The organism is Phaeobacter sp. NW0010-22, from assembly GCF_040365955.1.
GTDB lineage: Bacteria > Pseudomonadota > Alphaproteobacteria > Rhodobacterales > Rhodobacteraceae > OMPR01.
In genome coordinates this window covers 434401-460372 of the sequence record NZ_BAABWT010000004.1, presented here as the reverse complement: position 1 = coordinate 460372, position 25972 = coordinate 434401, and the positions used below count along the sequence as shown (strand labels likewise).

The 25972-nt window shown below is 54.1% G+C and carries 25 protein-coding genes; 10 read left to right on the top strand and 15 right to left on the bottom strand.

The annotated features are described in order from the left end of the window. Positions 1-2: 2 nt before the first annotated feature. Genes dxr through pyrH form a run of 5 tightly spaced genes read right to left on the bottom strand, consistent with a single transcriptional unit; the run spans position 3 to position 4049 of the window. Positions 3-1175, bottom strand: a complete 1173-nt coding sequence (gene dxr, locus ABWV33_RS11595; protein ID WP_353330855.1) for a 1-deoxy-D-xylulose-5-phosphate reductoisomerase — start codon at positions 1173-1175, stop codon at positions 3-5. Then, positions 1175-1957 carry a phosphatidate cytidylyltransferase gene (locus tag ABWV33_RS11590; protein WP_353330853.1) on the bottom strand — a complete coding sequence of 261 codons (783 nt, stop codon included), beginning with the start codon at positions 1955-1957 and terminating at the stop codon, positions 1175-1177. Before ABWV33_RS11590 ends, dxr begins: the two co-directional genes overlap by 1 nt. Beyond that, complete coding sequence (gene uppS, locus ABWV33_RS11585; protein WP_113824303.1) at positions 1954-2685, bottom strand: undecaprenyl pyrophosphate synthase; 732 nt, start codon at positions 2683-2685, stop codon at positions 1954-1956. Before uppS ends, ABWV33_RS11590 begins: the two co-directional genes overlap by 4 nt. An 11-nt stretch (positions 2686-2696) precedes the next feature. Next, on the bottom strand, positions 2697-3260 hold the full coding sequence (frr, locus tag ABWV33_RS11580) for a ribosome recycling factor (protein WP_113824304.1): 564 nt from the start codon (positions 3258-3260) through the stop codon (positions 2697-2699). A 48-nt stretch (positions 3261-3308) separates the two neighbouring features. Continuing rightward, positions 3309-4049, bottom strand: a complete 741-nt coding sequence (pyrH, locus tag ABWV33_RS11575) for a UMP kinase (RefSeq protein ID WP_113824305.1) — start codon at positions 4047-4049, stop codon at positions 3309-3311. 119 nt (positions 4050-4168) lie between these two features. On the opposite strand from pyrH, the gene miaA reads away from it, so the two are divergent. The 6 genes from miaA to ABWV33_RS11545 all read left to right on the top strand — a co-directional run bounded on the left by miaA (position 4169) and on the right by ABWV33_RS11545 (position 12465). After that, positions 4169-5044 carry a tRNA (adenosine(37)-N6)-dimethylallyltransferase MiaA gene (gene miaA / locus ABWV33_RS11570; RefSeq protein WP_353330850.1) on the top strand — a complete coding sequence of 292 codons (876 nt, stop codon included), beginning with the start codon at positions 4169-4171 and terminating at the stop codon, positions 5042-5044. A gap of 136 nt (positions 5045-5180) precedes the next feature. After that, positions 5181-5954, top strand: coding sequence for an AraC family transcriptional regulator (locus ABWV33_RS11565; protein ID WP_353330848.1), 774 nt, complete (start codon positions 5181-5183; stop codon positions 5952-5954). Between the two features lie 219 nt (positions 5955-6173). Continuing rightward, positions 6174-7847 (top strand): ABC transporter substrate-binding protein, encoded by a 1674-nt coding sequence (locus tag ABWV33_RS11560; RefSeq protein WP_353330846.1) that lies wholly within the window; start codon positions 6174-6176, stop codon positions 7845-7847. A gap of 125 nt (positions 7848-7972) precedes the next feature. Then, positions 7973-9058: an ABC transporter permease gene (locus ABWV33_RS11555; RefSeq protein WP_164617328.1), complete on the top strand. Its 1086-nt coding sequence runs from the start codon at positions 7973-7975 to the stop codon at positions 9056-9058. A gap of 15 nt (positions 9059-9073) precedes the next feature. Further along, positions 9074-10279, top strand: a complete 1206-nt coding sequence (locus tag ABWV33_RS11550; RefSeq protein ID WP_113824310.1) for an ABC transporter permease — start codon at positions 9074-9076, stop codon at positions 10277-10279. Positions 10280-10377: 98 nt separating this feature from the next. Then, positions 10378-12465: a dipeptide ABC transporter ATP-binding protein gene (locus tag ABWV33_RS11545; RefSeq protein ID WP_353330843.1), complete on the top strand. Its 2088-nt coding sequence runs from the start codon at positions 10378-10380 to the stop codon at positions 12463-12465. Between the two features lie 70 nt (positions 12466-12535). Here the strand turns inward: ABWV33_RS11545 and ABWV33_RS11540 are convergent, their stop codons facing one another. Next, positions 12536-13672 (bottom strand): cytochrome-c peroxidase, encoded by a 1137-nt coding sequence (locus tag ABWV33_RS11540; protein ID WP_353330841.1) that lies wholly within the window; start codon positions 13670-13672, stop codon positions 12536-12538. A gap of 89 nt (positions 13673-13761) precedes the next feature. Next, complete coding sequence (locus ABWV33_RS11535) at positions 13762-14340, bottom strand: lytic transglycosylase domain-containing protein (protein WP_113824313.1); 579 nt, start codon at positions 14338-14340, stop codon at positions 13762-13764. Positions 14341-14541: 201 nt separating this feature from the next. Between ABWV33_RS11535 and ssb the strand changes: the two genes are divergently transcribed. Next, positions 14542-15081: a single-stranded DNA-binding protein gene (ssb, locus tag ABWV33_RS11530; RefSeq protein WP_113824314.1), complete on the top strand. Its 540-nt coding sequence runs from the start codon at positions 14542-14544 to the stop codon at positions 15079-15081. 149 nt (positions 15082-15230) lie between these two features. On the opposite strand, the gene ABWV33_RS11525 is transcribed toward ssb, so the two are convergent. Beyond that, positions 15231-15893 (bottom strand): HNH endonuclease, encoded by a 663-nt coding sequence (locus ABWV33_RS11525; RefSeq protein WP_353330838.1) that lies wholly within the window; start codon positions 15891-15893, stop codon positions 15231-15233. 541 nt (positions 15894-16434) lie between these two features. On the opposite strand from ABWV33_RS11525, the gene ABWV33_RS11520 reads away from it, so the two are divergent. After that, entirely contained in the window at positions 16435-17016 is a 582-nt protein-coding gene (locus ABWV33_RS11520; RefSeq protein ID WP_353330836.1) for a pseudouridine synthase, read from the top strand. A gap of 144 nt (positions 17017-17160) precedes the next feature. On the opposite strand, the gene ABWV33_RS11515 is transcribed toward ABWV33_RS11520, so the two are convergent. Both ABWV33_RS11515 and ABWV33_RS11510 read right to left on the bottom strand, forming a co-directional pair. Further along, positions 17161-17826 (bottom strand): alpha/beta hydrolase, encoded by a 666-nt coding sequence (locus ABWV33_RS11515; protein ID WP_113824315.1) that lies wholly within the window; start codon positions 17824-17826, stop codon positions 17161-17163. Further along, positions 17823-18455 (bottom strand): DNA-3-methyladenine glycosylase family protein, encoded by a 633-nt coding sequence (locus tag ABWV33_RS11510; protein ID WP_353330834.1) that lies wholly within the window; start codon positions 18453-18455, stop codon positions 17823-17825. Before ABWV33_RS11510 ends, ABWV33_RS11515 begins: the two co-directional genes overlap by 4 nt. A gap of 105 nt (positions 18456-18560) precedes the next feature. On the opposite strand from ABWV33_RS11510, the gene ABWV33_RS11505 reads away from it, so the two are divergent. Then, on the top strand, positions 18561-19778 hold the full coding sequence (locus ABWV33_RS11505; RefSeq protein ID WP_353330832.1) for an MFS transporter: 1218 nt from the start codon (positions 18561-18563) through the stop codon (positions 19776-19778). Here ABWV33_RS11505 and ABWV33_RS11500 read toward each other — a convergent pair. Then, positions 19775-20191 (bottom strand): MarR family winged helix-turn-helix transcriptional regulator, encoded by a 417-nt coding sequence (locus ABWV33_RS11500; protein ID WP_181824696.1) that lies wholly within the window; start codon positions 20189-20191, stop codon positions 19775-19777. The two genes, ABWV33_RS11505 and ABWV33_RS11500, sit on opposite strands and share 4 nt — an antisense overlap. Before the next feature lie 96 nt (positions 20192-20287). Between ABWV33_RS11500 and ABWV33_RS11495 the strand changes: the two genes are divergently transcribed. Continuing rightward, positions 20288-20878 (top strand): YceI family protein, encoded by a 591-nt coding sequence (locus ABWV33_RS11495; protein ID WP_353330830.1) that lies wholly within the window; start codon positions 20288-20290, stop codon positions 20876-20878. Positions 20879-20883: 5 nt separating this feature from the next. Here ABWV33_RS11495 and ABWV33_RS11490 read toward each other — a convergent pair whose 3' ends face one another. The 4 genes from ABWV33_RS11490 to cysS all read right to left on the bottom strand — a co-directional run bounded on the left by ABWV33_RS11490 (position 20884) and on the right by cysS (position 25915). Then, positions 20884-21660 (bottom strand): squalene/phytoene synthase family protein, encoded by a 777-nt coding sequence (locus tag ABWV33_RS11490; RefSeq protein WP_113824320.1) that lies wholly within the window; start codon positions 21658-21660, stop codon positions 20884-20886. After that, positions 21650-22603 carry an alpha/beta hydrolase gene (locus tag ABWV33_RS11485; RefSeq protein ID WP_353330938.1) on the bottom strand — a complete coding sequence of 318 codons (954 nt, stop codon included), beginning with the start codon at positions 22601-22603 and terminating at the stop codon, positions 21650-21652. Before ABWV33_RS11485 ends, ABWV33_RS11490 begins: the two co-directional genes overlap by 11 nt. Positions 22604-22608: 5 nt before the next feature. Beyond that, positions 22609-24231, bottom strand: coding sequence for a citramalate synthase (gene cimA, locus ABWV33_RS11480; RefSeq protein ID WP_353330828.1), 1623 nt, complete (start codon positions 24229-24231; stop codon positions 22609-22611). 115 nt (positions 24232-24346) lie between these two features. Continuing rightward, entirely contained in the window at positions 24347-25915 is a 1569-nt protein-coding gene (cysS, locus tag ABWV33_RS11475) for a cysteine--tRNA ligase (RefSeq protein WP_353330826.1), read from the bottom strand. Positions 25916-25972 lie beyond the last annotated feature (57 nt).

Sequence of the window (25972 nt, the reverse complement as noted above, 5' to 3'; positions counted from 1 at the left end):
TTTTACCCTGCTCTATTTACCATGGCGTCATCTGTCCATTGACGCGCGAGATGGTCCGTTTCGGTCACATTATCAAGGGTCATTGCGGCATCAATGAGACCCGAACCTGCCTCAAAACGGTCCAAAACCTGCTCAACAAGGATCGCCATATCCAAAAAACCAATGCGCCCGGCAATAAAATGATCCAAAGCGCGCTCTTTGGCGCCATTGAAGACGGCACCCGATAATCCGCCACGCTCCATGACCCAGCGCGCCAGTCGCAACGCCGGATAGCGCGCATCCTCTGGGGCGCGGAAATTCAACTGACCCAGCTTTGCAAGATCCAGTCGTTCAACCGGCAAATCCAGCCGATCAGGCCAATGTAGTGCATATCCGATGGCATGGCGCATATCCGGTGCACCCAGGTGCGCCATCAGCGCACCATCGCGAAACCCAACCAATGCGTGAACAATAGATTCAGGGTGAACAATCACCTCAATCTGGTCAGGAGAAACACCAAAGAACTCTCGTGTTTCAATGACTTCCATCGCCTTGTTAAACATTGACGCACTATCGATGGTGATCCTTTGCCCCATATCCCAATTGGGATGGCTTGAGGCTTGGTCAGGCGTTGCGTTTTCCAGATCCACCAACGGCCAATCCCGGAATGCTCCCCCGCTGGCGGTGATAATAATCCGTTCAACCGCTCCCATATCCTCCCCCACCAGGGCTTGAAATATGGCAGAGTGCTCGCTATCGACCGGTAGCAAACAGGCATCATGCGTGCGTGCTGTTTCCAATATCAAACTGCCCGCACACACCAAGGATTCCTTGTTGGCCAGCGCAAGGGTCGCCCCGTGTTTCAAGGCCTCTAGGCCCGGTGCCAACCCTGCTGCCCCAACAATCGCAGACATCACCCAATCGGCAGGTCTGGAGGCGGCCTCAGTCAATGCCGCCTGCCCCGACGCAGCTTCGACCCCGGTGCCGGTCAAGGCATTTTTCAAATCATCAAGACGGGCATCAAAGGCTGTAACAGCCAAATTCGCCCCCACGCGTTGGGCATCAGCAGCGAGTTGTTCAATGTTATGGCCCCCTGTCAGGGCGACCACATCATAGCTCTCAGGCGCACGGGCAATCAAATCAATAGTATTCTGACCGATCGACCCTGTTGCCCCGAAAATCGAGACCTTACGCATTACATATCTCCGGGTGCCAGAAACAATCCGACGATCAGAACAAACACAGCGGCCCCCATCATACCATCAAATCGATCCAAAAAACCGCCATGTCCAGGGATAAGGTTCGAGCTGTCTTTGATCCCTGTTTTGCGTTTGATCGCGCTTTCTGCGAAATCCCCCGCCTGAGAGGCCATCGAGGTTAAGACCGATATCACAACCAATGGCAGGCCAAACCCACCGATGATTGCAAAACCAACCCCAACGAAACCTGCCGCGACCCAACCACCAGCCGTTCCCGACCAGGTTTTTTTAGGGCTCACACGGGGCCAAAACTTTGGCCCACCAATAGCCTTGCCAACAAAATACCCGGCCACATCTGTCGCGACAACGACACAGATGAGCCAAAGCATCCAGTCAAACCCCATGTTTTCGCGGATTGAGATAAAACCCAAACCCGCTGCGGTGATCCAAATGGAAAACACCACATACAGACCCCGGTTTTGTCGCAACTGCCCCATACCAACCAACGCGGGCGCAAGGACAACAGGCAGTCGGAAAACGGGCGGGATATGATAGCAGGCCATCACTGCGACACCGGTAAGAACCGCCAGTTGCACCGCAACACCAGATCGTTCGGGGTCGAGCATGCGCACGAGTTCCCAAATCATTATTGCAGCAGCAACCGCGATGAAGCTCTCGAACCACAAACCGCCTTGCCAAACTTCGATGGCCCCAATCCCAACCAAGACGACGGCTGAGGTTACACGTGCTGCAAGATCAGACCACCGACTGTCGCTCATGTTTTGACCGCTCCGAACCGGCGATCACGCGATCCATAGCTTTGGCACAGGCGCGTCAGCTCAGCCGCAGTGAAGTCTGGCCAAAGCGTGTCGATGAATTCGTATTCTGCATAGGCTGATTGCCATAACAGGAAATTGGAAATCCGCGCTTCGCCACTGGTTCGAATAACCAAATCAGGATCCGGCAAAACATGTGTATCCAGATACCGTGGCAAGGTTTCTTCGTCTACATCCTTGGGCAACAGCTTACCGTCAGCAACGTCCTGCGCCAGCCGTTTGGTTGCACGCGCAACTTCGTCGCGACCGCCGTAGTTAAGCGCAATCGTCAATTGGACCCCTGGGTTGTCCTTGGTCAAATCTTCGAGTTCCCCCATCAACCCAACCAATTTGGCATCTAACCGCAGCCGGTCCCCAATGAACCGCACCCGCACGCCACGGCGATGCAGTTCACGTGTTTCCTTAGTGATATAGCGGCGAAACAAACTCATCAGGCCTGCAACTTCGACCTGTGTGCGTTTCCAGTTCTCAGTCGAAAACGCAAAAATCGTCAGATATTTCACCCCGATGGTTGGGCAAACATCAACAACCTCGCGCACGCGTTTTGCGCCCGCGTGGTGACCAAACAATCTAGGGCGTCCACGAGCCTGCGCCCAGCGTCCATTGCCATCCATGATGATCGCGACATGACGCGGGCCGACTGCGGGCTCTGAATACGGGTCAATGGGCATCAACTCGACGCTCAGACCTGCATAATTTCGGCTTGTTTCACTTCAAGACCATCGTCGATGACCTTGATCATCTTGTCCGTCAGTTCCTGAACTTCGGTTTCCCAGAACTTCTGGTCATCTTCGGACATGCCGTCAGCTTTCGCCTTTTTGATCTGGTCCATCCCATCACGCCGCACATTGCGCACAGAAACCCGTGCATGCTCAGCATATTGGCCTGCGACTTTGGTCAGTTCGCGGCGACGTTCTTCGTTCAATTCGGGAATGGGCAGCATGATGATCGTGCCATTCAGCTGCGGGTTGATGCCAAGGCCGCTTTCACGGATTGCTTTTTCGACCTTGTTGACCAGACCTTTGTCCCACACGTTGATCGTAACCATGCGCGGCTCGGGAACATTCACAGTTCCCACCTGATTGATCGGTGTCATTGAGCCATAGGCATCAACCATCACCGGCTCCAACATCGAACCCGAGGCACGCCCGGTGCGCAAAGATGCAAATTCTGTTTTCAAGTTTGACATCGCACCGTCCATACGGCGCTGAAGGTCATCAGTATCAAGAATAAAATCGTCAGACATGCTGCCCACTCCCCTTAAAAGGATTATTGGTTGCCGAGGTCTATAAACCTAGCCGACCACCTTTGTATAGGTGCCCCTACCTGCAAGAATGCCACGGAACCCACCGGGTTCGTCCAGCGAAAACACGATGATGGGCAAATTATTGTCTCTTGCCAATGCAATGGCCGAAGCGTCCATAACCCCCAAACGTTTGGCCAGAACATCATCATAAGAGACGGTGTCATAGCGAACCGCATCGTCAAATTTGACCGGATCCTTGTCGTAAACGCCATCTACTTTGGTGCCCTTGAAAATCGCTTCACAGCTCATCTCATTCGCGCGCAAGGTGGCCGCTGTGTCAGTCGTGAAATAGGGGTTCCCAGTGCCTGCGGCAAAAATGCAAACCCGCTTTTTCTCAAGATGGCGCACAGCGCGGCGGCGAATGTAGGGTTCACACACCTGATCCATTGGGATGGCCGAGATGACCCGTGTAAAAACGCCCAGCTCTTCCAGTGCAGATTGCATCGCCAATGCGTTCATGACCGTGGCCAGCATACCCATGTAGTCCGCTGTAGTCCGTTCCATACCCTGAGCCGAGCCACTGAGACCGCGGAAAATATTGCCGCCCCCAATCACCATACAGATTTCGACCCCCATATCGTGAACCGACTTTACCTCTTCGGCGATGCGCTGAACGGTGGGCGGATGCAGGCCAAAGCCCTGATCCCCCATTAGGGCCTCACCGGAGATTTTAAGCATCACTCGATTATAGGTGGTTTCGTTGATCTCGATGGAGGAGGAAGAGGTCATGTTGCGCTCCGCTGCGGCACGGGGTTATTTTCCCGGCGAAAATGAAGCAAAACGCGTTGGGATTCAATGCTGCATGATGCAAATATGGGTGGGAATGTGATGGTTTCGGAAAGCACAGCATGGGATTGTTAGATCAAGTGCCTCCAATCCCCGACGCGGCGCCCGTTTTAATTGCCGGTCCCACTGCATCCGGCAAGTCGGCACTTGCTCTGGAAATCGCGGACCGGTTCGGGGGTGTTATCGTCAATGCAGATGCCAGTCAGGTCTATGACTGTTGGCGGGTAATCACGGCGCGACCTTCGGCCGAAGAAGAGGCGCACGCACCTCACCTTCTGTATGGCCACGTACCCTTCGACACGGCGTACTCTGCCGGGCACTGGCTGCGCGATGTGCAACCCCTTTTGAAGGGGGGAGAACGTCCAATTATCGTCGGTGGCACGGGGCTCTATTTCTCAACGTTAACAAAAGGGATGGCGGACATACCACCAACCCCGGCCGAGGTTAGAACGACCGCAGATGCTCTGCCTTTGGCAACAATGCTTGGTGATCTGGATCAAGAAACAGCCAGCGCAATTGACCAGCTCAACCGAGCCCGCGTACAGCGGGCATGGGAAGTACAGGCGGCAACAGGACGCTCGCTGTTGAGTTGGCAAGCCGAAACACCCCCACCTTTGTTGTCGATTACAGAGACAGTCCCACTCGTTTTCGATGTTGAAAAGGAATGGTTGCTGGATCGGATCATGCGAAGGTTTGATATGATGCTGGACCAAGGCGCTCTGGACGAAGTTGCTGCGATGCGATCCCGGTATGACCCCACCCTGCCCGCTTGCAAAGCCATCGGGGTGCCTGAATTGATGTCCTATCTAGATGGCACCTGTTCATTGGATACGGCCCGCGAGCGCGCAGGCATATCAACGCGGCAATTTGCAAAGCGCCAACGCACGTGGTTCCGTTCAAAAATGAAAAACTGGCATCGCGTTGCCCCGAATCAGTGATCGGGTGCGCTGTTTCATTTTTCTGCTGAAATCGTACAAAAAGTGGAGTACATCTGCCTGATACCCTTAAGCGTGTGCGATTTTCGAACATATGGCAGCCCCTGATTTAGAAAGAATCCCGATTCGGAACGTCGCTTTGGCGCAGTTAACCCCGTTCGGGCCCTGGCAGCTGAACCTGTCACATGATCGTGATCACCACCTGCTCTTGTGGATCACCCGCGGTCAGGGTGTGGCGCTTTTGGATGGGGTTCGGTCAGGGGTCAGCCTGCACAGCGCTATCTTTGTTCCGGCACATCACCTCATGGCCATTGATCTGGGGCGTCAGAGCTTTGGGCAAGCGGCGTTAATCTCTAAAGATCAAGGTGAACACTGGCCCGACCAGCCCGTGCATTTAAAGATTCGCGAAACTGGCAAACAGGCTGAACTCGTGGCGTTGCTTGATGCGGTTAATCGAGAACACACATTGGGCGATAATCTCCTGTCTCAAAGCTTGCAGTCTTACGCTAGTCTCATCGGAATTTGGCTCCAACGCTATCAGACAGCAGCGCCGCCAGATCCTAAAAAAACCGCTGCACGCAAGTTGATGCAACGATATTGCCGCCGTCTTGTTCACGCTTATGGCAGCGGGGAATCGATGGCGGGTCATGCCAACGCGTTGAACGTAACACCCACCCATTTGACCCGTGTTTGTAAATCAGAAACCGGGCATACTGCGGCTTCCCTGCTAACTCAAAGATTGCTTTATGCCGCCCGCACGGAATTGATCAGCACACCAGATCAATCCAAAGATATTGCACAACGTTTGGGGTTTGGCAGCTCTGCCTATTTCAGTCGGTTCATTCAGGTCCATACGGGCCAATCCCCGACGGCACTCCGTCGAGCAGCACAGCACCCCGTTTCCGGATCCTAAGCGGGAATCACCCTGTCCAGTCGTTTTTCTTCTCAGGAAATGTCGTTTTTGGTACAGGATATGACGAAACCAATCATTGACCTCTCACAAAATCTGGTGCGGAATGAAGGGCATGGGGTTCAAAGATATCCACATATTGCGAAATTAGGTCCAAACCGGACCAAGAGGACCGATGCTCTTCCATCGTCTTCCAATAAAATACGTCACAGGGAGTTCTACATGACAAAGCAAACACTCACAGGCGGCCCCGTACACTGGGCTGTAAAAATGCACGCGAAAGAAGTGCGCGACGGACAACTCAGCCGCCGCGAGTTTCTGACCCGCGCCACGGCTCTTGGTGTAACGGCGACAGCAGCCTATGCGATGATCGGCATGGCATCCCCCGTGCAAGCGGCCGCGCATGCTCAAAAGGGCGGCACACTGCGTATGCAGATGGAGGTCCGCGCTCTAAAAGATCCACGTACATACGACTGGACCCAAATCGCGACCTTCTCAGCAGGTTGGTTGGAATATCTAGTTGAATACAACTCGGATGGATCGTTTGAGCCCATGCTGCTTGAAAGCTGGGAAGCCAACGCAGACGCCACCGAATACACATTGCATGTACGCAAAGGCGTGAAGTGGAACGATGGTTCTGATTTCACGGCCGAAGACGTCGCACGCAACATCGAAGGTTGGTGTGACAAAGGCGTCGAGGGCAACTCGATGGCTGGTCGTATGGCCTCCTTGATCGATGCGGATACAAGCAAAGCGAAAGATGGCTCAATCTCAGTTGTGGATAGCCACACCGTCAAACTGACCCTGCCCGTTCCGGACATTACGATTATTCCAGGCATGGCGGACTATCCGGCGGCCATCACTCCGGCAGGTTTCAGCGCTGATACGATGCTCGATAAGCCTGTTGGCACCGGTTACATGGTTCCAGCTGAACTCGAAGTTGGCGTCAAAGGTACTTTGGTGCGCAACGAAGACCACGAATGGTGGGGCTACGCGGCAGGCAAAGGCGGTCACCTTGATCGCATTGAATTCATTGACTACGGCACTGACCCAGCTGCGGTTGTTTCGGCTTATGAGTCCGAAGAAATCGACATGAACTGGGAATCCGAAGGTGAATTCATCGAAGTTCTCGATGGTTTGGACCTGACCAAATCGACCGTTGTTTCTGGATCTACCATTGTAATCCGCCCCAACCAGCTTGCCGAAGACGAAAATGGCAACAAGATCTATGCTGACAAACGTGTCCGTCAGGCGATCTCAATGGCCGTAGACAACAATGTTTGTCTCGAGTTGGGCTATAGCAACAATGGCGCTGCTGCAGACAACTGCCACGTTGGTCCTGTTCACCCAGAGTACAACCCAGACGTAACACGTTTGCCGTTTGATCCAGCCAAGGCCAAGGCCCTGATGGAAGAAGCTGGCATGCTAGACTATGAGCACGAGTTGATTTCGATCGACGATGGCTATCGTCGTGACACCACTGACGCCGTTGCCGCGCAACTGCGTGACGCTGGTATCAAAGTGAAGCGGACAGTTCTGCCTGGGTCTACGTTCTGGAACGACTGGGTCAAATATCCGTTCTCGTCCACCAACTGGAACCACCGTCCCTTGGGCACACAGGTTCTGGGTCTGGCGTATCGCTCCGGTGAGGCGTGGAATGAATTTGGTTGGGCAAATGCTGAATTCGACGCCTTGCTGGCCGAAGCCAACTCCATCGCGGATGCAGATGCACGTCGCGTTGTAATGGGCAAAATCCAGGCCATCGTGATCGAAGAAGGCGTGACCATTCAGCCATACTGGCGCTCAATCCAGCGTCACCACACAGATGCTGTTGTGGGTGTTGATATGCACATCGCCTATCTGCCGCAGATCTACAAATGGGGCCTCAAAGCCTAATTTCCTAAACCAAACAGGACCGCGCCATCTGGCGCGGTCCATTTGTCCGATCCAATCGGTCCAGCAATAAAATAGTGACATCTCCTCACGTCGGGCGTTTGTCGCAGCCACCTACAGGGGCAGCCATGGGACTCTTCATCCTACGCAGAGTCGGGGTCATGATTTTGACCGCGCTTTGTCTGACATTCATCGTCTTCTTTATGACGAACCTCTATCCGAACCTTGAAAAGCTTGCCAAAACACAAGGCAACTTCCGTATGTCTGACGAGGCGGTCGCCTCTTGGCTTGAACGCGGCGGATATTTGCAATCCACACCCCGGAAATACGCCGAATGGATCGGTGTTGCTCCCTCTTATCGGCACACAGCCGAAGACGGAACTGTTACGGGCCGTTGTATTGAACCCGGAATGGAGGCGGCTGACGCCCCTAACTTCTGTGGAATTCTGCAAGGGTACTGGGGCTATTCAACCGTTTTCAAAGACAGTGTTGGCAAGATCGTCGGAACACGCTTGGCCCTAACCGGGAAGTTGATGTTATGGGTTATGCTTCTCATGATCCCCAGCGCACTAATCTTGGGCGTTCTGGCGGGCATGAAAGAAGGCAGCAAAACTGACCGTACCCTTTCCACATTCGCCATCACTACAACCGCTACACCTGAATATGTATCAGGCGTCATCTTCATCGCACTCTTGGCATCATCGAAATTCGGGTTGAGCCCAATACTGTATGAATGGGGCTGGATCGAAAGCAAAACTCTGTTCAAGGGCACCGCAACATCCGCGATGAAGGAAGCCAATTTCAGCAACTTCTTTTTGCCTGTGCTGACAATTGCACTCTATGGCATGGGCTATATCGCCCGGATGACACGCGCGTCGATGGCCGAGGTTATGACCGCGCAATATATCCGGACGGCCCGGCTCAAGGGCGTTACGTTCCCCAATATCGTTATGAAGCACGCCCTACGGAATGCTTTGATTGCCCCCTTTACGGTGATCATGTTGCAGTTCCCGTGGCTGTTGAACGGTGTTGTCATCGTGGAAACCCTGTTCAATTACAAAGGCTTCGGCTGGGTTCTTGTACAGGCTGCCGGTAACAACGATATCCAGTTGCTGCTTGCCGTTTCCGTTGTTTCTGTTGTCGTGGTTCTGGTGACCCAGCTGATTTCCGATATCGGCTATGTCTACCTCAACCCACGCATTCGAATTTCTTAAGGGAGGAGACGGACTATGGAACCTCTCGGTACATTCGAAATTATCTGGCGCATCTTTTACCAACTGTCTTCGGTATGGATTGCCCTTGTCATCCTGTTTGCCCTGTCGATCGCCTTTAAGCGGCGGCTCGGCCTGTACGGGAAGCTCTTTGACAGCCCCATCGGCATGGTCGGGTTTGCTTTGGTTATGTTCTGGGTCTTTACCGGCATATTCGGGGCAATGGATCTGATCATTACCCATGACCCACTGGCGCAAGCCTCAGGCATGAAAAACAAAGTCCCAGGAACGCCGCTGCGTGGCGCAGAGGAAGGTGAATACGCCTGGTACCTCCTGGGTGGCGACAATCTTGCACGCGACGTATTCAGCCGTGTGATCAAAGGTGCTTGGATCGTTGTTCAAATTGCCCCCTTGGCCACTCTGTTTGCCTTTATGGTTGGCATCACACTGGGCCTGCCAGCGGGATATTATGGCGGTCGTTTGGACACGTTGATCTCTTTCATGGCCAACCTGATCCTCGCCTTCCCTGTGATCCTGCTGTTCTACCTGTTGGTAACGCCGGAAATCATCACAGCCGGTGTGCCGAACTATATGGCGACGGTCTTGTTCGTCTTTCCCATCATCTTTCTTGCGGTGCTGCTCAACTCTCGGTTCTACACACAGCCAAGGTTGCGCACGCCTCTGTTGATTGGGGTCCTTGGGGTCGCGATCTGGCTGTATCTGTCGCTGATCTCGACTAATGGCGACGTGGTTGAAAACACCATTCCCGGCTTGCCTGCTATTTTGGATCTCTTCGATGTCCCAAGCGGCGTTCTGGTGGTCTTTGTGTCAGTTGTCTTTGTGAACTCACCCACGGTCTTTCGTATCGTGCGTGGTCTGACATTGGACATCAAAACACGGGACTATGTGGCAGCCGCGCAAACCCGGGGCGAAGGTCCGTGGTACATTATGCTGTGGGAAATCCTGCCAAACGCACGTGGACCGCTGATCGTCGATTTCTGTCTGCGCATTGGATACACCACAATCCTGCTGGGAACCTTGGGTTTCTTTGGTCTGGGTCTGCCACCGGAAAGCCCGGATTGGGGATCAACCATCAACGAAGGCCGCAAGCTGCTTAAGATTTATCCGCACCCAGCCCTGCCGCCCGCTCTGGCCTTGCTGAGCTTGGTGTTGGGTCTGAACCTACTGGCAGATGGTCTACGCGAAGAAAGCCTGCGTGACTGATGATAACGTGTTCGGGGGCAATGCCCCCGAGCCCCCGACAAATTTGGAGCGTCAGGCAGAGACCAAGGTTTCACCCGCTCCAACAGGGAGACAAGAAAATGAATAAGCTGGCAGAATATGACGGCCCCATTCTAGAGATCGACAAACTCTCGATTTCCTTTTTCACCCGACTGCGGGAAATCCCAGCGGTCATGGATTTTTCAGTCGCAGTTCAACCCGGCGAAGCCGTCGGTCTTGTTGGTGAGTCCGGCTGCGGTAAGTCCACGGTGGCGCTTGGTGTTATGCAAGACCTTGGAAAGAACGGTCGTGTCGTAGGTGGCTCGATCAAATTCAAAGGGCGTGATCTGGCCGAAATGACACCAGATGAGTTGCGCGATGTCCGTGGCAACGAAATCGCCATGATCTATCAGGAACCCATGGCATCGCTGAACCCAGCCATGAAAATCGGCAAACAGCTGATGGAAGTCCCGATGATTCACGAGGGGGTCAACAAGGAAGAGGCCTATCGTCGGGCTTTGGAAGTTGTCACTGACGTACGGCTGCCCGATCCTGAACGGATGCTGAATTCGTTCCCACACCAATTATCTGGTGGTCAACAGCAACGGATCGTTATTGCGATGGCGTTGATGTCCAAACCAGCACTGCTGATCCTTGATGAGCCCACAACAGCTTTGGATGTAACGGTCGAGGCTGCGGTGGTTGAACTGGTCCGGGATCTGGGCAAGAAATACGGCACATCGATGCTGTTTATTTCGCACAACCTTGGTTTGATCTTGGAAACCTGCGACCGCCTCTGTGTCATGTATTCTGGTGAAGCGGTTGAGCGCGGTTCGATTTCGGACGTCTTTGACGAGATGCAGCACCCCTACACACAGGCTTTGTTCCGCTCGATCCCTCTGCCGGGCGCTGACAAGAACTCGCGCCCGCTAGTGGCCATTCCGGGCAACTTTCCCCTGCCCCATGAACGCCCGCCTGGGTGTAACTTTGGTCCACGATGCGACTATTTCGAAGAAGGTCGATGTGACGCTGGTGACATCATGATGGACGCAGTGCCTGGAAATGATCGACACCATACGCGGTGCCTCAAGTTCGATGAAATCGACTGGAACGCGCCAATCACGGTCGGAGAACAGAAAGAAAAAGCCCCCGTTGGTGAGGTTGTTCTCAAGATGGAGAACCTCAAAAAATACTACGAAGTTGCGGCCAACGCTCTCTTTGGAGGGGGCGACAAAAAGGTTGTCAAAGCCAACGAGACCCTGTCGTTCGAAGCTCGGGAATCTGAAACGCTCGCAATTGTTGGGGAATCTGGCTGTGGTAAATCCACATTTGCCAAAGTTCTGATGGGATTGGAAACCGCAACCGAAGGCCAGATATTGCTGGACAATCGCAACATCGAAAGCACGCCCATCGAAGAACGCGATACCAAAACGGTCTCGGACGTGCAGATGGTGTTCCAGAACCCGTTTGATACATTGAACCCTTCCATGACAGTGGGTCGTCAGATCATCCGGGCTTTGGAGATCTTTGGCATTGGGAAAAACGAAGCAGAACGGCGTAAGCGGATGCTTGAGCTGCTTGACCTCGTTAAGCTCCCCCGAGCTTTTGCCGAACGCATGCCGCGACAGTTGTCAGGCGGTCAGAAACAGCGCGTTGGTATCGCGCGTGCCTTTGCAGGCGATGCCCGGATTGTTGTTGCAGATGAACCTGTGTCAGCCCTCGACGTTTCCGTTCAGGCGGCGGTGACTGATCTTCTGATGGAGATTCAGCGGGAACAGAAAACCACGCTTTTGTTCATCAGTCACGACTTGAGCATTGTGCGTTATCTATCTGATCGTGTTATGGTTATGTACCTTGGGCACGTGGTGGAACTGGGTACGACGGATCAGGTATTCAGCCCACCATACCACCCGTATACCGAGGCCTTGCTGTCCGCTGTTCCCATCGCTGACACCTCGATCGAGAAACAGCATATTGTTCTCGAAGGGGATATTCCTTCGGCGATGAACCCGCCTTCAGGATGTCCATTCCAAACCCGTTGCCGGTGGAAATCCGAAGTACCGGGCGGCCTGTGTGATCAGGAAATCCCCCCGGTTCGGACACTGGAAGATGGACATCAGGTCAAGTGTCACCTTGCACAGGATATCTTGGATCGGATGGAACCTGTCATCAAAATCGCAGCTGAATAAACCTATCTACGAACACCGAAAAAGGGGCGCCCGAAATCCGAGGCGCCCCTTGTTTCATTCTACCCTATGGTCAATCAAGCAGATGCTCGTATTTAGCGTCTGTGAGGGTCTTCATAAACGCGACCAATGCATCGATGCGCTGATCATCCAGCGCAGGCCCATGTGTTAAATCCGAAACCGATAGGTTTTGTGGAATTTCAGGCCTTGCCCAAGGTTTCCCTGTTTCGGGGTTAATTTGGCGCTTCTCATTCAAGGTGTTGTATTTGTTATAAAACAACACAACAGTTCGCAATTCATCGAACATTCCATTGTGCATATAGGGTCCTGTCACGGCAACATTGCGCAATGTAGGAACCCTGAATTTGCCTCTTTGCGCCGGGTCATCCACAGCCGGGTTGGCAAACAAACCAACATCTTTTGTTTCAATCGAAACGCCATTGGCTGACCGCACAGACCTATTCGTTGGAATCCCGATGTTATGGTATTCGTAATTGGTGAATGTCTCAGCCGGATCAAGAAGCGAAGACTTGAGCTGATGGCACTGATTGCAATTCGTGAACTGCTCGGAAAAGAACAACAAACGGCCCAGTTCCTCGTCTCGGGTTAGCTCATACTCACCACGTAAAAACCGATCATATTTGCTATCAAATGGGGCAAAAGCCGCGGTCCGCTCAAATGCAGCCAGCGCTTTGGACATAGCCGCATACGTCGCGGACGGATCGTTCAGAATGTTCGCACCAAACAAGACTTGGAACGAGGTGACATAGGCTGGATTTTCAGCCAACCGAGCAACGACGGCCGCCTTACTTTCCATCCCCATTTCGATGGGGTTCAAAGGCGGCCCACCCGCTTGATCCTCTAACGTAGTTGCGCGCCCGTCCCAAAACTGCCCACCAATCCACTCGCCCTCGACGTTTATGTGAAACTCCGGGGTTAGGACTGCATAAGAAGCCGTCGGCGCATTCCTATCCCCCAAGGACAAACCATCGTCCCCTACCGATACGGCCTTACCAGCGGCAGTCACACGTGGATCAGAAAACCCCTGATCCGGGCTATGACAGGACGCACAGGACTGCGAACGGTTTGCTGACAAATTGGTATCAAAAAACAGGGCTTCGCCCAATTGTTCCAGCGTGTCAAAAGGTCCAGCTAAGGTGGGTGTGGCGGCGAACAACAAGATAGCCGAGAGATGTGCGGGCGAAGTCATTTAAATTCCCTGAGAGTGAGTCGGTTTCAATCAAGCTATCAGACTGAAATACTCAGGAATTGATGCAACGCAAGGTGACAAATTTTCTGTCAGCTGCCCCAGATCTTTTTGACGTAGTTCTTTGTCTCTTTATATGGTGGCACCCCACCGTATTTTGAAACCGCTTCGGGACCTGCATTGTAGGCAGCCAAAGCCAGACGCCAGGATTTGAATTTGCGGAACTGGCGCTGAAGGTAGCGCGCGCCCCCGTCAAGATTCTGATAAGGATCGGTTGGATCGACGCCCAGCCCCCTGGCCGTAGCAGGCATCAACTGAGCCAAACCCAATGCGCCTTTGTGGGACTTTGCGTTAGGATTCCAATTGCTTTCCTGTTGAACCAATCGCAGAAAAAGCTCTTCAGGCACACTGTGACGACGTGCGGCCTCGCGGGCCATGTTCAGATAAGCCCCCCGATAACTGCCGGTGTAACGCTGACTTGTTGTGCTCTGAGAGGACGATGGCTTGAGCCGTTTGGAGCCTTTGTATTGGGTAGCCCCACGCGTATCGAGCAAACGAGCCTGATTTTTAAACAGGTCGCGTCGATTCTTTGTCGAAAACATATCGGCCGACGCCGGCATCGCTGCCATCGCAAACGATGCAAGAACCACCCCAGAAATGAGCCTGCGCATTCTTAGAACCTGTTCGTTCATCCTCGCCCCGCACTATACGCGTTTCAAACAAGATTGAAAGTATCCCCAATTTTCAAATTTCCCCGTCGGCATAAAGCTGCAGGTGCTTTCGCTTGTCTCGCCTTGGCGTGGCACATTATATGATCTTAAGGCCGGGTCCCTCAGATTCGGACATCAGTATAACAACACACGGGGAAATCCATGGCGGGCTCAGTCAATAAAGTCATTCTAATCGGTAACCTTGGCCGAGACCCCGAGGTTCGGTCGTTTCAGAACGGCGGCAAAGTCTGCAACCTTCGCATTGCCACCTCGGAAAACTGGAAAGATCGCAACACCGGCGAACGTCGGGAACGTACGGAATGGCACTCGGTTGCAATCTTTAACGAAGGTCTTGTGCGTGTCGCAGAACAGTATCTGCGCAAAGGCTCCAAGGTATATATCGAGGGTCAATTGCAAACCCGCAAATGGCAGGATCAATCCGGTCAAGACCGCTATTCCACCGAAGTCGTGCTGCAGGGCTTTGGCTCCACACTGACCATGCTGGATGGACGCGGCGAAGGCGGGGGCCAAGGTGGTGGCGGTGGCGGCTACGGTGGCGATAACCAAGGCGGAGGCTACGGTGGCGGCTATGACAGCGGTCCCCAGGGCGACCCATATGGCGGCGGCGCCCCCCAAGGTGGCGGTGGTGGTGGCCGTGGGCCTGCGTCCGGTGGGATCGACGATGATGAAATCCCGTTTTAACGGGCAATACTCTGCGAGTGTAAAATATCACCGCTTGTACGCGCAGAATAAAAGGGTTGGCACTTGCCAGCCCTTTTTATTTGCCAGCAGTGTAAGCCAATCTCACCGAGTGACATTCGAAGTGTAACCGGTTCGTCTATGTAGGCTCTTCAATCTTCCAGTTCAGCCCCCCAATAGAGATAGTCCATCCACGTTTGATGCAACTCACCGTTAACCAAAGGTTGCCGACGCGCGGCGGCATCTAGTTGATAACCTGTCGGCGCATAGGGTTGACGCAACAGCTTCATACCTGCTTGCTTGGGTGTCCTGTTTGCTTTTCGCAAGTTATCTTTGCTGCAACAGGCAACGATGTTTGACCAATTTGATCCCCCACCTTTACTACGTGGAACAACATGATCGAATGTCAGTTCTTTCACTGGGAACCGGTGACCGCAATATTGGCACCTGAATTCGTCCCTTAGAAATAGATTGTAGCGGGTGAAACCAACCCGCTTTCGTTTGTGATAATTTCTGAGCGCGACCACTGCTGGCACTTCGAACGACTGCGTCGCCGAGTGTACGATGCAATCTTCATAAGTCTTTATCTGGATCACCCGCTCTTGGTGCACAGCAACAAATGCGCTCTGCCAGCTCCAAACTGACAAAGGGGCCCAGCTGAGTGGTTGCATGTTCGCATTCAATACCAGGGTACGCAAATGAGACCCCACCTGTTTCATTCGGTTTCCTTCGATCTCTGGGCTGCCATCATTGGCGCTTGAGTGGTTTGGGCCTTGGTGGAAATCGGGCCGGGTTTCATATGTGCTAAGGGACATTCTGCTCACCCCTCCCCATGAAAAACAAAAGGCGCGTGTTGCACACGCGCCCTATCTCGTTTCAAAACTGTGATCTGACTGGAGTCCCAACTGGCAATAACAATGGCCTCAAGGTTCGGATTTTTCTCCTGCATCCCCGGACTTGGCAACACTGGCCTGTCACTGAAATATCGCAAAACCATATTGGCCTGAGATCTGAAATCCGTAGGTGAGCAAACTATTCGACAGCGCAGGCTCCCATCAGAAGGACGACCGATACCTATTTCGCCATACGAAATAGGTTCATTGTCACAAGCTCTACTGTGAATTGCACCCTTCAAAGACTCTCTCCTCGCCCTGCGTCGCCACTGATTGGCCCCAAGGCGGGGAACCCCGCCCCGGCATATTGATAACTATATATCGTGGTTGGATCGTGACAAGTCCCGTTGCACCACAATATCTCGGCCTCAGCTAATCGGCTTCGGTAACATCCACATGACAGTTATCCACAGGATCAGAGAACAGTTGCTTTTTCAAAGCGCAAAGCGGTATGGCACAGGGCATGACCAAATTGATCCGTTTCAACAAACCCTTTGATGTACTTCCGCAATTCACGGATCGTGGAACTCAGGGCACTCCCCGTCGGACGCTGTCTGATTTCATCGAAATGCCCGGTGTCTATCCCGCTGGTCGATTGGATCGTGACAGCGAAGGCTTAATGTTGCTCACGGATGACGGGGCACTTCAGGCCCGGATCACGGACCCCAAACATAAGATGCCAAAAACCTATTGGGTTCAGGTTGAAGGCGAACCAGACCAGTCAGCGATCGAGGCCCTCTGCTCAGGCCTTATGCTCAAGGACGGACCGACCAAGCCTGCACAGGCAAAACGGATCGCCGAACCCGACATTATTTGGCCCAGAACACCGCCCATTCGGGTACGCAAATCCGTCCCTGACAGTTGGATCTCCTTGACGATCCACGAAGGGCGCAACCGGCAAGTCCGCCGGATGACAGCAGCTGTTGGGCATCCGACTTTGCGATTGATCCGTTACCGCATCGGAAACTGGACGCTTGACGGGCTCGACACTGGAACCTGGCAAACCGTAACCTCCCCAACGCACACCGACCGTCGGCAGCGCTGATCCGCAGTGGTGCGACGCGGACCTCTCGGATCGCGAAAACCTATCTTCAATGCGCAAACGCAGCGCGCCTTCAGGCGCGCTGCGTGGCCCAACGTGTCTGGATCAATCTATTGATTGATCCACAAAACGGCGGGAGCGTTCAGTTTAAAAACTCAGCTTGTCGCGAATAAAGGCCAACGCCACGCTAAGACCATCCGGCGCAATCCCGTGAGCTGTTCCTTTCATCACATGCGCATAGACCTCTTCAAAGCCAGCGGCCTGCAAACCCTCGGCGGCTTCGGGCAACGACTGCGGTGGGACCACGTCATCAGAATCGCCATGCACCAACAACACAGGCATGCGGCTGACCACTTGCTCTGGCAAAGATTCCGGGTCCAACAGACGTCCAGAAAAGGCCACAACCCCCGCTACGGCATCTTCTCGACGTGGGGCCACATGCAGGCTCATCATCGTACCTTGGCTAAAGCCAAACAAGACGACCTGTTCGGGTAGAACATCTTCGTCCACCATCAAGGCATCTAAAAAGGCATTCAGATCGTCTACAGCCGACACCATTCCCCGCATGGATTCCTCTTCCGAAGATCCATCAATCCAAGGGATCGGGAACCATTGAAAGGCACCAGGCATGCCGGGAATCGTTTCCGGCGCATCGGGCGCGACAAACAACGTGTCAGGCAGATGTTCCCCCAAAGGGTCGGCAAGCCCAAGTAGATCGGCACCATTGGCGCCATAGCCGTGCAGAAACACGACGATTGACCGTGTGCTTCCTGAAATCGGCTCTTTTCGCCCTGCATTCAATACTCTGGTCATCGGATACCTTCTCTGTCTTTAACAATGCGGTAATAGGCCCACAACACGCGCGCCGCAACCGATCGCCATGGCGACCATGCAAGCGCCATTTGACGAAATTCTTTTTCCGTTGGTCGCCCCGGCAAATCGTACAAAACACGCGCAGCTTCCTGCAGTGCCAGATCGCCGGGTGCAAACACATCAGCCCGCCCCAGCGAAAACATCGCATATACCTCGGCCGTCCACGGACCTATCCCCGAGACTTGGGTCAACGTCGTGATCACCTCATCATCTGACACGTCTCGCAGGGCTTTGAAATTGATCCCTGCCGCTGCGAGCGCCCGCGCGTAGCGAATTTTCTGTCTGCTCAACCCCACCGCACGCATATCATCGTCGCTAGCCCATTGGATTTTCCGAGGACCGATCAGACCCGCATCTTTCATGCGCCCCCAAATCGCATTGGCCGACGCCACACTCACCTGTTGGCTGACAATCGCGCTCAGCAATTGTGCAAAGCCATCCAGTCTGCGTCGTAACGGCAGCGGCCCCGTTTGATCGATCGCATAGGCCATGCGAGGACAAGCCAGAGCCAACCATTCCGCCCCTTCAGACACACATTCTGGCGTCTCGATGATCCGTCCCACCGTCATTCCACGCCTCATGTTTTATCCGGGATGTTGGCTCTGTACCCTAAGTCACTCATTTTGAGATTCAAGCTGCTTGTGCACAAACAGATTCACCGATACGCATGCGTCATGACCATGTCCATATCCGCCCCCGACGATAGCAAGGCCAAACGCAACGTGGCCGTTTTGGTAGCTGCCCAAGCTTTCTTGGGTGCGCAAATGCCAATGATTTTCACCATCGGTGGCCTTGCGGGTCAGTCGTTGGCAAGCAACGTGTGTTTGGCGACTCTGCCCATCTCGTTGATTGTTCTTGGATCGATGCTTTCGGCAACTCCGATTTCCGCGATCATGCAACGTTGGGGTCGGCGGGCTGGGTTTTTGATCGGCACTGTTGGCGGTGCCGGAGGCGGTCTGGTTGGCGCCTATGGCCTGTACCTCGGGTCGTTCCCGGTTTTCCTTATCGGCAGCTTCATGACCGGTATCTATATGAGCGCCCAAGGGTTCTATCGCTTTGCAGCGGCAGACACCGCCTCTGATGCGTTTAGACCCAAAGCGATTTCATATGTCATGGCCGGTGGACTAGCGTCTGCCATCATTGGACCACAGCTCGTCAAAGCCACCAGCCAAGCCTTTGTCGTTCCCTTTCTGGGAACCTACCTGACAGTGATCGCCATTAACGTAATTGGCTCTCTGTTGTTCTTAATGATCGACATCCCAAAACCACCGGAACCCGCAGCGGACGCCCCCAAAGGACGCACCCGTTGGGAATTGATCACGACCCCTCGCATTGCTGTTGCGGTTATTTGCGGCATGGTTTCATACGCCCTGATGAACCTGGTTATGACATCAACGCCCTTGGCTGTGGTCGGTTGTGGTTTCACCGAAGGGGATGCAGCAGACGTTGTGACATCTCATGTTCTGGCAATGTTTGCGCCCAGCTTTTTCACTGGGCACCTAATCGCACGATTTGGCGTTGAAAAGATTGTGGCGCTTGGATTGATCATTCTAGCGGGGGCCGGTGCCGTCGCATTGCAGGGCGTCGACCTCAACAGCTTCTTCATTGCCTTGGTCTTACTTGGCTTGGGTTGGAACTTTGGCTTTATCGGGGCCACGACCATGCTGGCTGGTGCTCACGAACCTCACGAACGCGGGCGCATGCAGGGCCTGAATGACCTCTTGGTCTTTGGCGGCGTCACCTTGGCCTCGCTCGCTTCGGGCGGGTTGATGAACTGTTCCGGCGGCACCCCTGTCGAAGGCTGGACAGCAGTCAACTTGGCGATGGGGCCGTTTCTGGTACTCGCTGGGGGGGCGCTCATCTGGCTCGCCCTGCGTCCGGCCGAGGATTAATCAAGCACCTGTCCAACCGGTGCCAAATCACCTGATGCAACAGCCGTGCTCATTCCATTGTCTATATGGGCACGGTAGATCACCCACATTTGGGCCCGTAACGCGCGCCCCTTTTCGGTGATCCGCAACACCTTGCCACGCCCATCCCCATTCGCAGACTCTCGGCTTAACAATCCCTGTTCTGCCATACGTGCCACTTGGCGGGAAAAACTGGATTGATCGAACAACAATTGTTGTTCCAGCTGAAACGGGCGCAAACCATCAGGGTTTTGGTCTAGCTCCCACAACACATCATACCAGTTCAACTTAGGCAGCCCCGCCGCCGCCAAAGCACGCTCTGTGTCGTGAAAAATTTGTGTGCGAACACGGTTTAAGGCAATCCACGCCGCCTCGCGCGTTTTAAATTCGTCCATTTCACAACCCTGTGACACGCTCATCAACCCCTTGCCGGACTACTCTCACATATATACATGCATTTGCATCTACATTCATATCCTGAGGGAAACGAAATGAAAACGCTCTCTGCAACCGCCCTTCTTTTTACCATGACAGCCCCAGTCATAGCAGAAACATATCATCTGGATCCCACTCATACCGAGATCCGGTTTTACTACAACCACGCTGGGCTGACTGAACAATCAGGGGAATGGACGGGCATGTCCGGCACGATCGACTTTGATCCAGAAAACGTAAACGCCACATCTGCAAACATCAGCATCGACACCAGCAGCCTTGCCACAGGCGTTTCACCGCTGGATGATCACCTGAAAAGCGCTGATTTCTTTGATATTGAAGCCTTCCCAAAAGCGACTTTCGTTTCTACATCAGCCATCCAAACCGGGGCTCAAACCCTGCGGTTGATCGGCGACCTGACGATCAAGGATCAAACAAAGCCTACAACATTGGATGTGTCCATGAAGTTCATGGGCACGCACCCACTGGGTGGGTTCTTTGACTATTACAAAGGCGATTGGGTCGGCGTTGAGGCCTCGGGCACATTGCTGCGAAGCGAATATGGCGTTGGCATGTTTGCCCCAGGAACATCCGATGTCGTGCGTTTGGAGATTTCGGCTGAAATGCGCGCTGGTGGCTGGAACTAACTCGCCTACCAATACCCGGTCGCCGCACCCCACATCAATCGGGTGCGGCGGCGAAATTCACTTTGACCAAGTGCACCTGCGGCAACCCGTTCGGGTTGAGCAATCGCCTGTTTCAATACGGCCCGGGTTTGCCACCCAGTCAGCAAGGCTGGGGCCGCGTCTTTGGAAACCAGATTGCGGCGGGCCTGCGCAGCGTTCAAACGCTCAAGCGCCTGTTGGGCCAATGCCTGAACCCCTGTCGTAGTTCCATCCACCAGAGGAATCCGGCCGCGCGATTCGAGCTCTGGAATGGCACGCAACCAACTGGCTACACCTGATGCATACCCAAAGTCCCGCACAACTTCTTCGTCCGCAGGACCAAGCGATTGCGCCGCCACCAGCATCAACGTTCCCGCGCTCTGATCAATATAATTCTCAAAATGCGCAACATCCTCAAACGGATCTTTATAAATATCCCAGCGCCTTACAGCGACATATTCATCCAAAGACTCAGCGAGATGCACTGAAATTTCACGTGCCAAAGGCGTCGCGACCTGATGTCTGCGCACAGCCCCACCTTTGGCAATTTCTTCAGCTACGTCGCGCCACCATTGAAGGCGCATTTCGGCAATCATCGGTTCCTGTGTGACCCAAGGGGCCCGCGACACCTCGACATTCATCGCATAAAGCGGGAACAAGACAGCACGCGCTTTCGCCGGGGCAGCCATCGTCGCCAAAAAGCGATCTGGATCGCCCTTCTGAACAAGTTCGGCACAGGATTTGAGATCGTCATCATAGATCATTCAGGAACTCGCTGATCGCCGCTGCAGTCGCAGGGGCATCCACAACCCCCAGGTGATTTGTATTGGGGACTATTCGATAAGCGCCCTGGTTGGTCGCTTCAGACATCAAAGGCTCATATTGGTCGGCAGCAAATGCTTCGTCTTCAACGCCTGCTATCAATAGAAACGGGGGTAAGGCTGCGATGTCTGACATGTAATCCATGCGTGGCGCATAGGATGTATTCAAACGGTAGGAATACGACAGCGTGGCCAAATCCCCATACGACCCATCCAACACCGATTTAGGCATATTGAATTCAATGACCTTCAGATGGTTCAGCGCCCTGATGCCAACACCGTTCAACATCGACAAACCGATGATCCGCCGCGTCAGCGCACGCGCCCATCCCCCGACTTGAACTCGTGTCGTGGGCGCATTGTATTTCAGGAACGGAGCCAACAAAACCGCCGCATCAATTTGGTTGGCATAAGCCCCACCCGCCATCCGCACCACCAAGCCGCCGCCGGATGAATGCCCAAGCAGCACGACTTTTTGTCCCTCTTTGGTTTTGGCAGAGATCAGATCAGCCAGATCTTCCTCTAGCTGCCCAATGTGGTCAACATCGCCGCGTCGACCGGGCTTGGCCCCATGCCCCCGTAAATCAGGGATCAGGATTTCGGCCTGCAAAGATCGCGCCAGCCCGTCGAATTGCAACCCATTCCAACTGGATCCATGCACCATCACAACCAGCGGACCCGTATTGGCCGGGATATGACGCACCTGCAGCGCATAGCCATCGCGCATGATCACATCCTGCGGATCAGGAAGCAGTGCACCCGTCTTAACGCCCGAAAAATCCAGCGTTTTTCCAGCCCCACCCCCGTTTGGGTACTGCGAAGCGATCAGACCCAAGGCGACCAATCCGGCGCCCCCGAAACCGATACCCACCGATTTCAGGATCATTCCAATCACGCAACCACACCTCGGTCACGGATCAGCTTCCACTGGATAGCATCCAACAGCGCCTCGAACGAGGCATCCACTATGTTTGCCGACACACCGACCGTAGACCAACGCCGCCCCTGACCATCTTCGCTGTCGATGATCACACGCGTCACCGCTTCGGTACCGCCCTGAGTTATGCGCACTTTGAAATCGACCAGCTTCATGTCGGTCAATGTCTCGGAATATTGCCCCAGATCCTTGGCCAGCGCTTTGGACAATGCGTTCACCGGGCCGCGGTCGTTGCCAGTTTCATCCATGGATTCACTGACCGACAGTTTCTTTTCACCGTCGACTTTGACCACAACTACCGCCTCGGAAAGGCTGACCATTTTGTTGTACTTATTCTTGCGCCGTTCAACGGTGACCTTATACCGCTTCACCTCAAAGAACTTTGGCATCTGCCCTAGCTCTTCGCGCGCCAACAACTCGAACGAAGCCTGCGCGGTATCATAGGAATATCCCTCACCTTCACGAGCTTTGATCCGGTCTAAAATCCGACCAAGCGCCGGATCGCCTTTTTCCACGACCATGCCCGCATCAGACAACCGCTTGCGCAGGTTTGATTGACCAGCCTGATTTGACATCGGGATGATGCGTTCGTTTCCAACCACCGACGGATCAATATGTTCATAGGTCGAGGGGTCTTTCAGGATCGCACTCGCATGCAATCCCGCTTTATGAGCAAACGCCGACGCCCCAACATAAGCCGATTGCTTGCTCGGCACCCGGTTCAGCGTGTCATCCAGCATCCGGCTGATGCGCGTTAGACTTGCCAGCGAATCCCGATTGATCCCGGTTTCAAACTGGCTGGCATACGGTTCCTTCAGCAACAAAGTCGGGATTAACGACGTTAAATTGGCATTGCCACAGCGTTCCCCTAACCCGTTCAGTGTTCCTTGGATTTGACGCGCACCTGCGTCAACCGCCGCTAAAGAACAGGCAACCGCCTGTTCTGTGTCATTATGCGTGTGGATCGCTAGATGATCACCGGGAATACCTGCCGCGATCACCTCGGCCACAATGCGCCCAACCTCTGACGGCAATGCGCCTCCATTGGTGTCGCACAATACAATCCAACGCGCCCCCGCCTCTAACGCGGCCTTGCACACCTGAACGGCATAGGCAGGGTTGTCTTTATAACCGTCAAAGAAATGTTCCGCGTCATACAACGCCTCACGCCCCTGCGCGACGATATGCGCCATCGAGGCCCGCACATTTTCAACATTCTCGTCCAATGGAATACCAAGCGCCTCGGTCACGTGATAATCATGCGCCTTTCCAACCAGACACACCGCCCCGGTTCCGGCATTCAGGACCGCAGCCAGAACATCGTCGTTTTCCGCCGAACGCCCGGACCGTTTGGTCATGCCGAATGCGGTCAACTGCGCATTTGTCTTGGGGGCCGCGTCGAAAAACGCCGAATCCGTTGGGTTTGCTCCGGGCCATCCCCCTTCGATGTAGTCAATGCCCAGACCATCCAACGCGTCGGTAATCTGCACCTTTTCAGCGGTCGAGAACTGAACACCCTGCGTTTGCTGCCCGTCACGCAGAGTGGTGTCATATAGATAGAGGCGTTCCTTGGTCATGGTCTTTTGGCTCTCTGGCTAGTTCGGGCAGCGCCCGTCCGCGGGTGGGTGCAAAGCGCCCGCCCATGGGGGCGGTCGGGCGCTGCCCGGGCGGGCCCGGGCGGGGCAACAGCGACTAGGTAGTCAGTTCGGCGAACTGCTTCTTCAGACCTGCGCGAAATATTTTCATCCGATCCAACGTTTCGTCCCATCGGTCTTTTTGTGTGAATGTTCTCTCAGTGTTTCCGGCGCTAATGCACGTTTCACCAACGCTTCGGAGCTTTGAAGTTAGTTCCCATTCATAACCGTCCTTTGTATCCTTTATTTCGAATCCGAAGTGAGGAAGGTCATCGTCTCGCATTGCATCTGCCCAAGTGAAGAACAGACCACCGTTCTCTTTGTCTCCGGCTTTCATGAATTCTTTGGCCTGGCTCTTGAGATTTGCCCTCAGAACCATCCACTCTTCAATTTCCTCTGCAAAAAAGGACTTATCCAGTTCTTTCTCGCGCTCCAGCCAAGAACCTAAATCTTCTGTCAGCAAACCCAGCGTCTGAGCCGAAGCCAACAACCCGGCTGCGTCCCCTGCAGCTGCCAATTTGTGCAGTTCTGTCATAGCGCCGGCGGTGTTCAGATCATCCGACAGCGCATTAATGACTGCGAAAGCAGGGGTGGGCGCGGGCTCGATGCCCGCGGTCAGCACTCGCCATTTACGCAGCACAGCCTCAGCTTCTTGGGCTTTCTTCTCAGTCCAATCCATCGGCTTGCGATAATGCGTCGATAAAAACACAAAGCGGATCACTTCGCCCGGTACGCCCTTTTCCAGCAAATCGCGCACGGTGAAAAAGTTGCCCAGCGACTTGGACATCTTCTTACCTTCGACCTGCAACATCTCGTTGTGCAGCCAGTAATTCGCAAATCCGCCCTCGGGATCAGCACAGCAGCTTTGCGCGATTTCATTCTCGTGATGCGGAAACATCAAGTCATTGCCGCCGCCGTGAATGTCAAAATTCACCCCCAGCAGCTCTTTGGCCATGGCCGAGCATTCGATATGCCAACCGGGACGCCCCCGGCCCCATGGGCTATCCCATCCCGGCTGTTCGTCGGTTGACGGTTTCCACAATACGAAATCCATCGGGTTGCGCTTATAGGGCGCGACCTCAACCCGGGCTCCGGCGATCATATCGTCAACTGAGCGGCCCGACAGCTTGCCGTAATGCTCTTTCCAAGAATCCACCGCAAACAGGACATGTCCCTCGGCAGCATAGGCATGGCCCTTAGCAATCAGATCTTCGTTCATCGCGATCATCTGCGCGATGTATTGCGTGGCGCGTGGCATGTGATTGGGCTGCATCGCGCCCAACTCGCCCATGTCCTTCAGATACCAATCAATGGTCTCTTCGGTCCGCTCGCGCACTAGCTCTTCCAACGTGCCCTTAGCACCCGCCTCTTTGCGGGCCTGCGCGGTTGCGTTGATTTTGTCATCCACGTCGGTGAAATTGCGCACATAGGTGACGTGATCGGCACCATAGACCTCGCGCAGCAATCGATAGAGCACATCAAACACCACAACGGGGCGCGCGTTGCCGATATGGGCGCGGTCGTAAACAGTTGGTCCACAGACATACATCCGCACATTGTTGGCATCGATCGGAACAAAGTCTTCTTTCTTCCGGCTCTTGGTGTTGTGCAGTTTGATCGTCGTCATGTCTTTGGTCCTTACACAGGCTCAGGCCACCACAGGGCGCTTATGGCCGCGGGCTTA

What these genes read in the sequence shown, in the direction of transcription:
- dxr (WP_353330855.1), bottom strand. Translation starts at nt 1,175, where the DNA reads ATGCGTAAGGTCTCGATTTTCGGGGCAACAGGGTCGATCGGTCAGAAT.
- ABWV33_RS11590 (WP_353330853.1), bottom strand. Translation starts at nt 1,957, where the DNA reads ATGAGCGACAGTCGGTGGTCTGATCTTGCAGCACGTGTAACCTCAGCC.
- uppS (WP_113824303.1), bottom strand. Translation starts at nt 2,685, where the DNA reads ATGCCCATTGACCCGTATTCAGAGCCCGCAGTCGGCCCGCGTCATGTC.
- frr (WP_113824304.1), bottom strand. Translation starts at nt 3,260, where the DNA reads ATGTCTGACGATTTTATTCTTGATACTGATGACCTTCAGCGCCGTATG.
- pyrH (WP_113824305.1), bottom strand. Translation starts at nt 4,049, where the DNA reads ATGACCTCTTCCTCCTCCATCGAGATCAACGAAACCACCTATAATCGA.
- miaA (WP_353330850.1), top strand. Translation starts at nt 4,169, where the DNA reads ATGGGATTGTTAGATCAAGTGCCTCCAATCCCCGACGCGGCGCCCGTT.
- ABWV33_RS11560 (WP_353330846.1), top strand. Translation starts at nt 6,174, where the DNA reads ATGACAAAGCAAACACTCACAGGCGGCCCCGTACACTGGGCTGTAAAA.
- ABWV33_RS11555 (WP_164617328.1), top strand. Translation starts at nt 7,973, where the DNA reads ATGGGACTCTTCATCCTACGCAGAGTCGGGGTCATGATTTTGACCGCG.
- ABWV33_RS11550 (WP_113824310.1), top strand. Translation starts at nt 9,074, where the DNA reads ATGGAACCTCTCGGTACATTCGAAATTATCTGGCGCATCTTTTACCAA.
- ABWV33_RS11545 (WP_353330843.1), top strand. Translation starts at nt 10,378, where the DNA reads ATGAATAAGCTGGCAGAATATGACGGCCCCATTCTAGAGATCGACAAA.
- ABWV33_RS11540 (WP_353330841.1), bottom strand. Translation starts at nt 13,672, where the DNA reads ATGACTTCGCCCGCACATCTCTCGGCTATCTTGTTGTTCGCCGCCACA.
- ABWV33_RS11535 (WP_113824313.1), bottom strand. Translation starts at nt 14,340, where the DNA reads ATGCGCAGGCTCATTTCTGGGGTGGTTCTTGCATCGTTTGCGATGGCA.
- ssb (WP_113824314.1), top strand. Translation starts at nt 14,542, where the DNA reads ATGGCGGGCTCAGTCAATAAAGTCATTCTAATCGGTAACCTTGGCCGA.
- ABWV33_RS11525 (WP_353330838.1), bottom strand. Translation starts at nt 15,893, where the DNA reads ATGTCCCTTAGCACATATGAAACCCGGCCCGATTTCCACCAAGGCCCA.
- ABWV33_RS11520 (WP_353330836.1), top strand. Translation starts at nt 16,435, where the DNA reads ATGACCAAATTGATCCGTTTCAACAAACCCTTTGATGTACTTCCGCAA.
- ABWV33_RS11515 (WP_113824315.1), bottom strand. Translation starts at nt 17,826, where the DNA reads ATGACCAGAGTATTGAATGCAGGGCGAAAAGAGCCGATTTCAGGAAGC.
- ABWV33_RS11510 (WP_353330834.1), bottom strand. Translation starts at nt 18,455, where the DNA reads ATGACGGTGGGACGGATCATCGAGACGCCAGAATGTGTGTCTGAAGGG.
- ABWV33_RS11505 (WP_353330832.1), top strand. Translation starts at nt 18,561, where the DNA reads ATGACCATGTCCATATCCGCCCCCGACGATAGCAAGGCCAAACGCAAC.
- ABWV33_RS11500 (WP_181824696.1), bottom strand. Translation starts at nt 20,191, where the DNA reads ATGGACGAATTTAAAACGCGCGAGGCGGCGTGGATTGCCTTAAACCGT.
- ABWV33_RS11495 (WP_353330830.1), top strand. Translation starts at nt 20,288, where the DNA reads ATGAAAACGCTCTCTGCAACCGCCCTTCTTTTTACCATGACAGCCCCA.
- ABWV33_RS11490 (WP_113824320.1), bottom strand. Translation starts at nt 21,660, where the DNA reads ATGATCTATGATGACGATCTCAAATCCTGTGCCGAACTTGTTCAGAAG.
- ABWV33_RS11485 (WP_353330938.1), bottom strand. Translation starts at nt 22,603, where the DNA reads ATGATCCTGAAATCGGTGGGTATCGGTTTCGGGGGCGCCGGATTGGTC.
- cimA (WP_353330828.1), bottom strand. Translation starts at nt 24,231, where the DNA reads ATGACCAAGGAACGCCTCTATCTATATGACACCACTCTGCGTGACGGG.
- cysS (WP_353330826.1), bottom strand. Translation starts at nt 25,915, where the DNA reads ATGACGACGATCAAACTGCACAACACCAAGAGCCGGAAGAAAGAAGAC.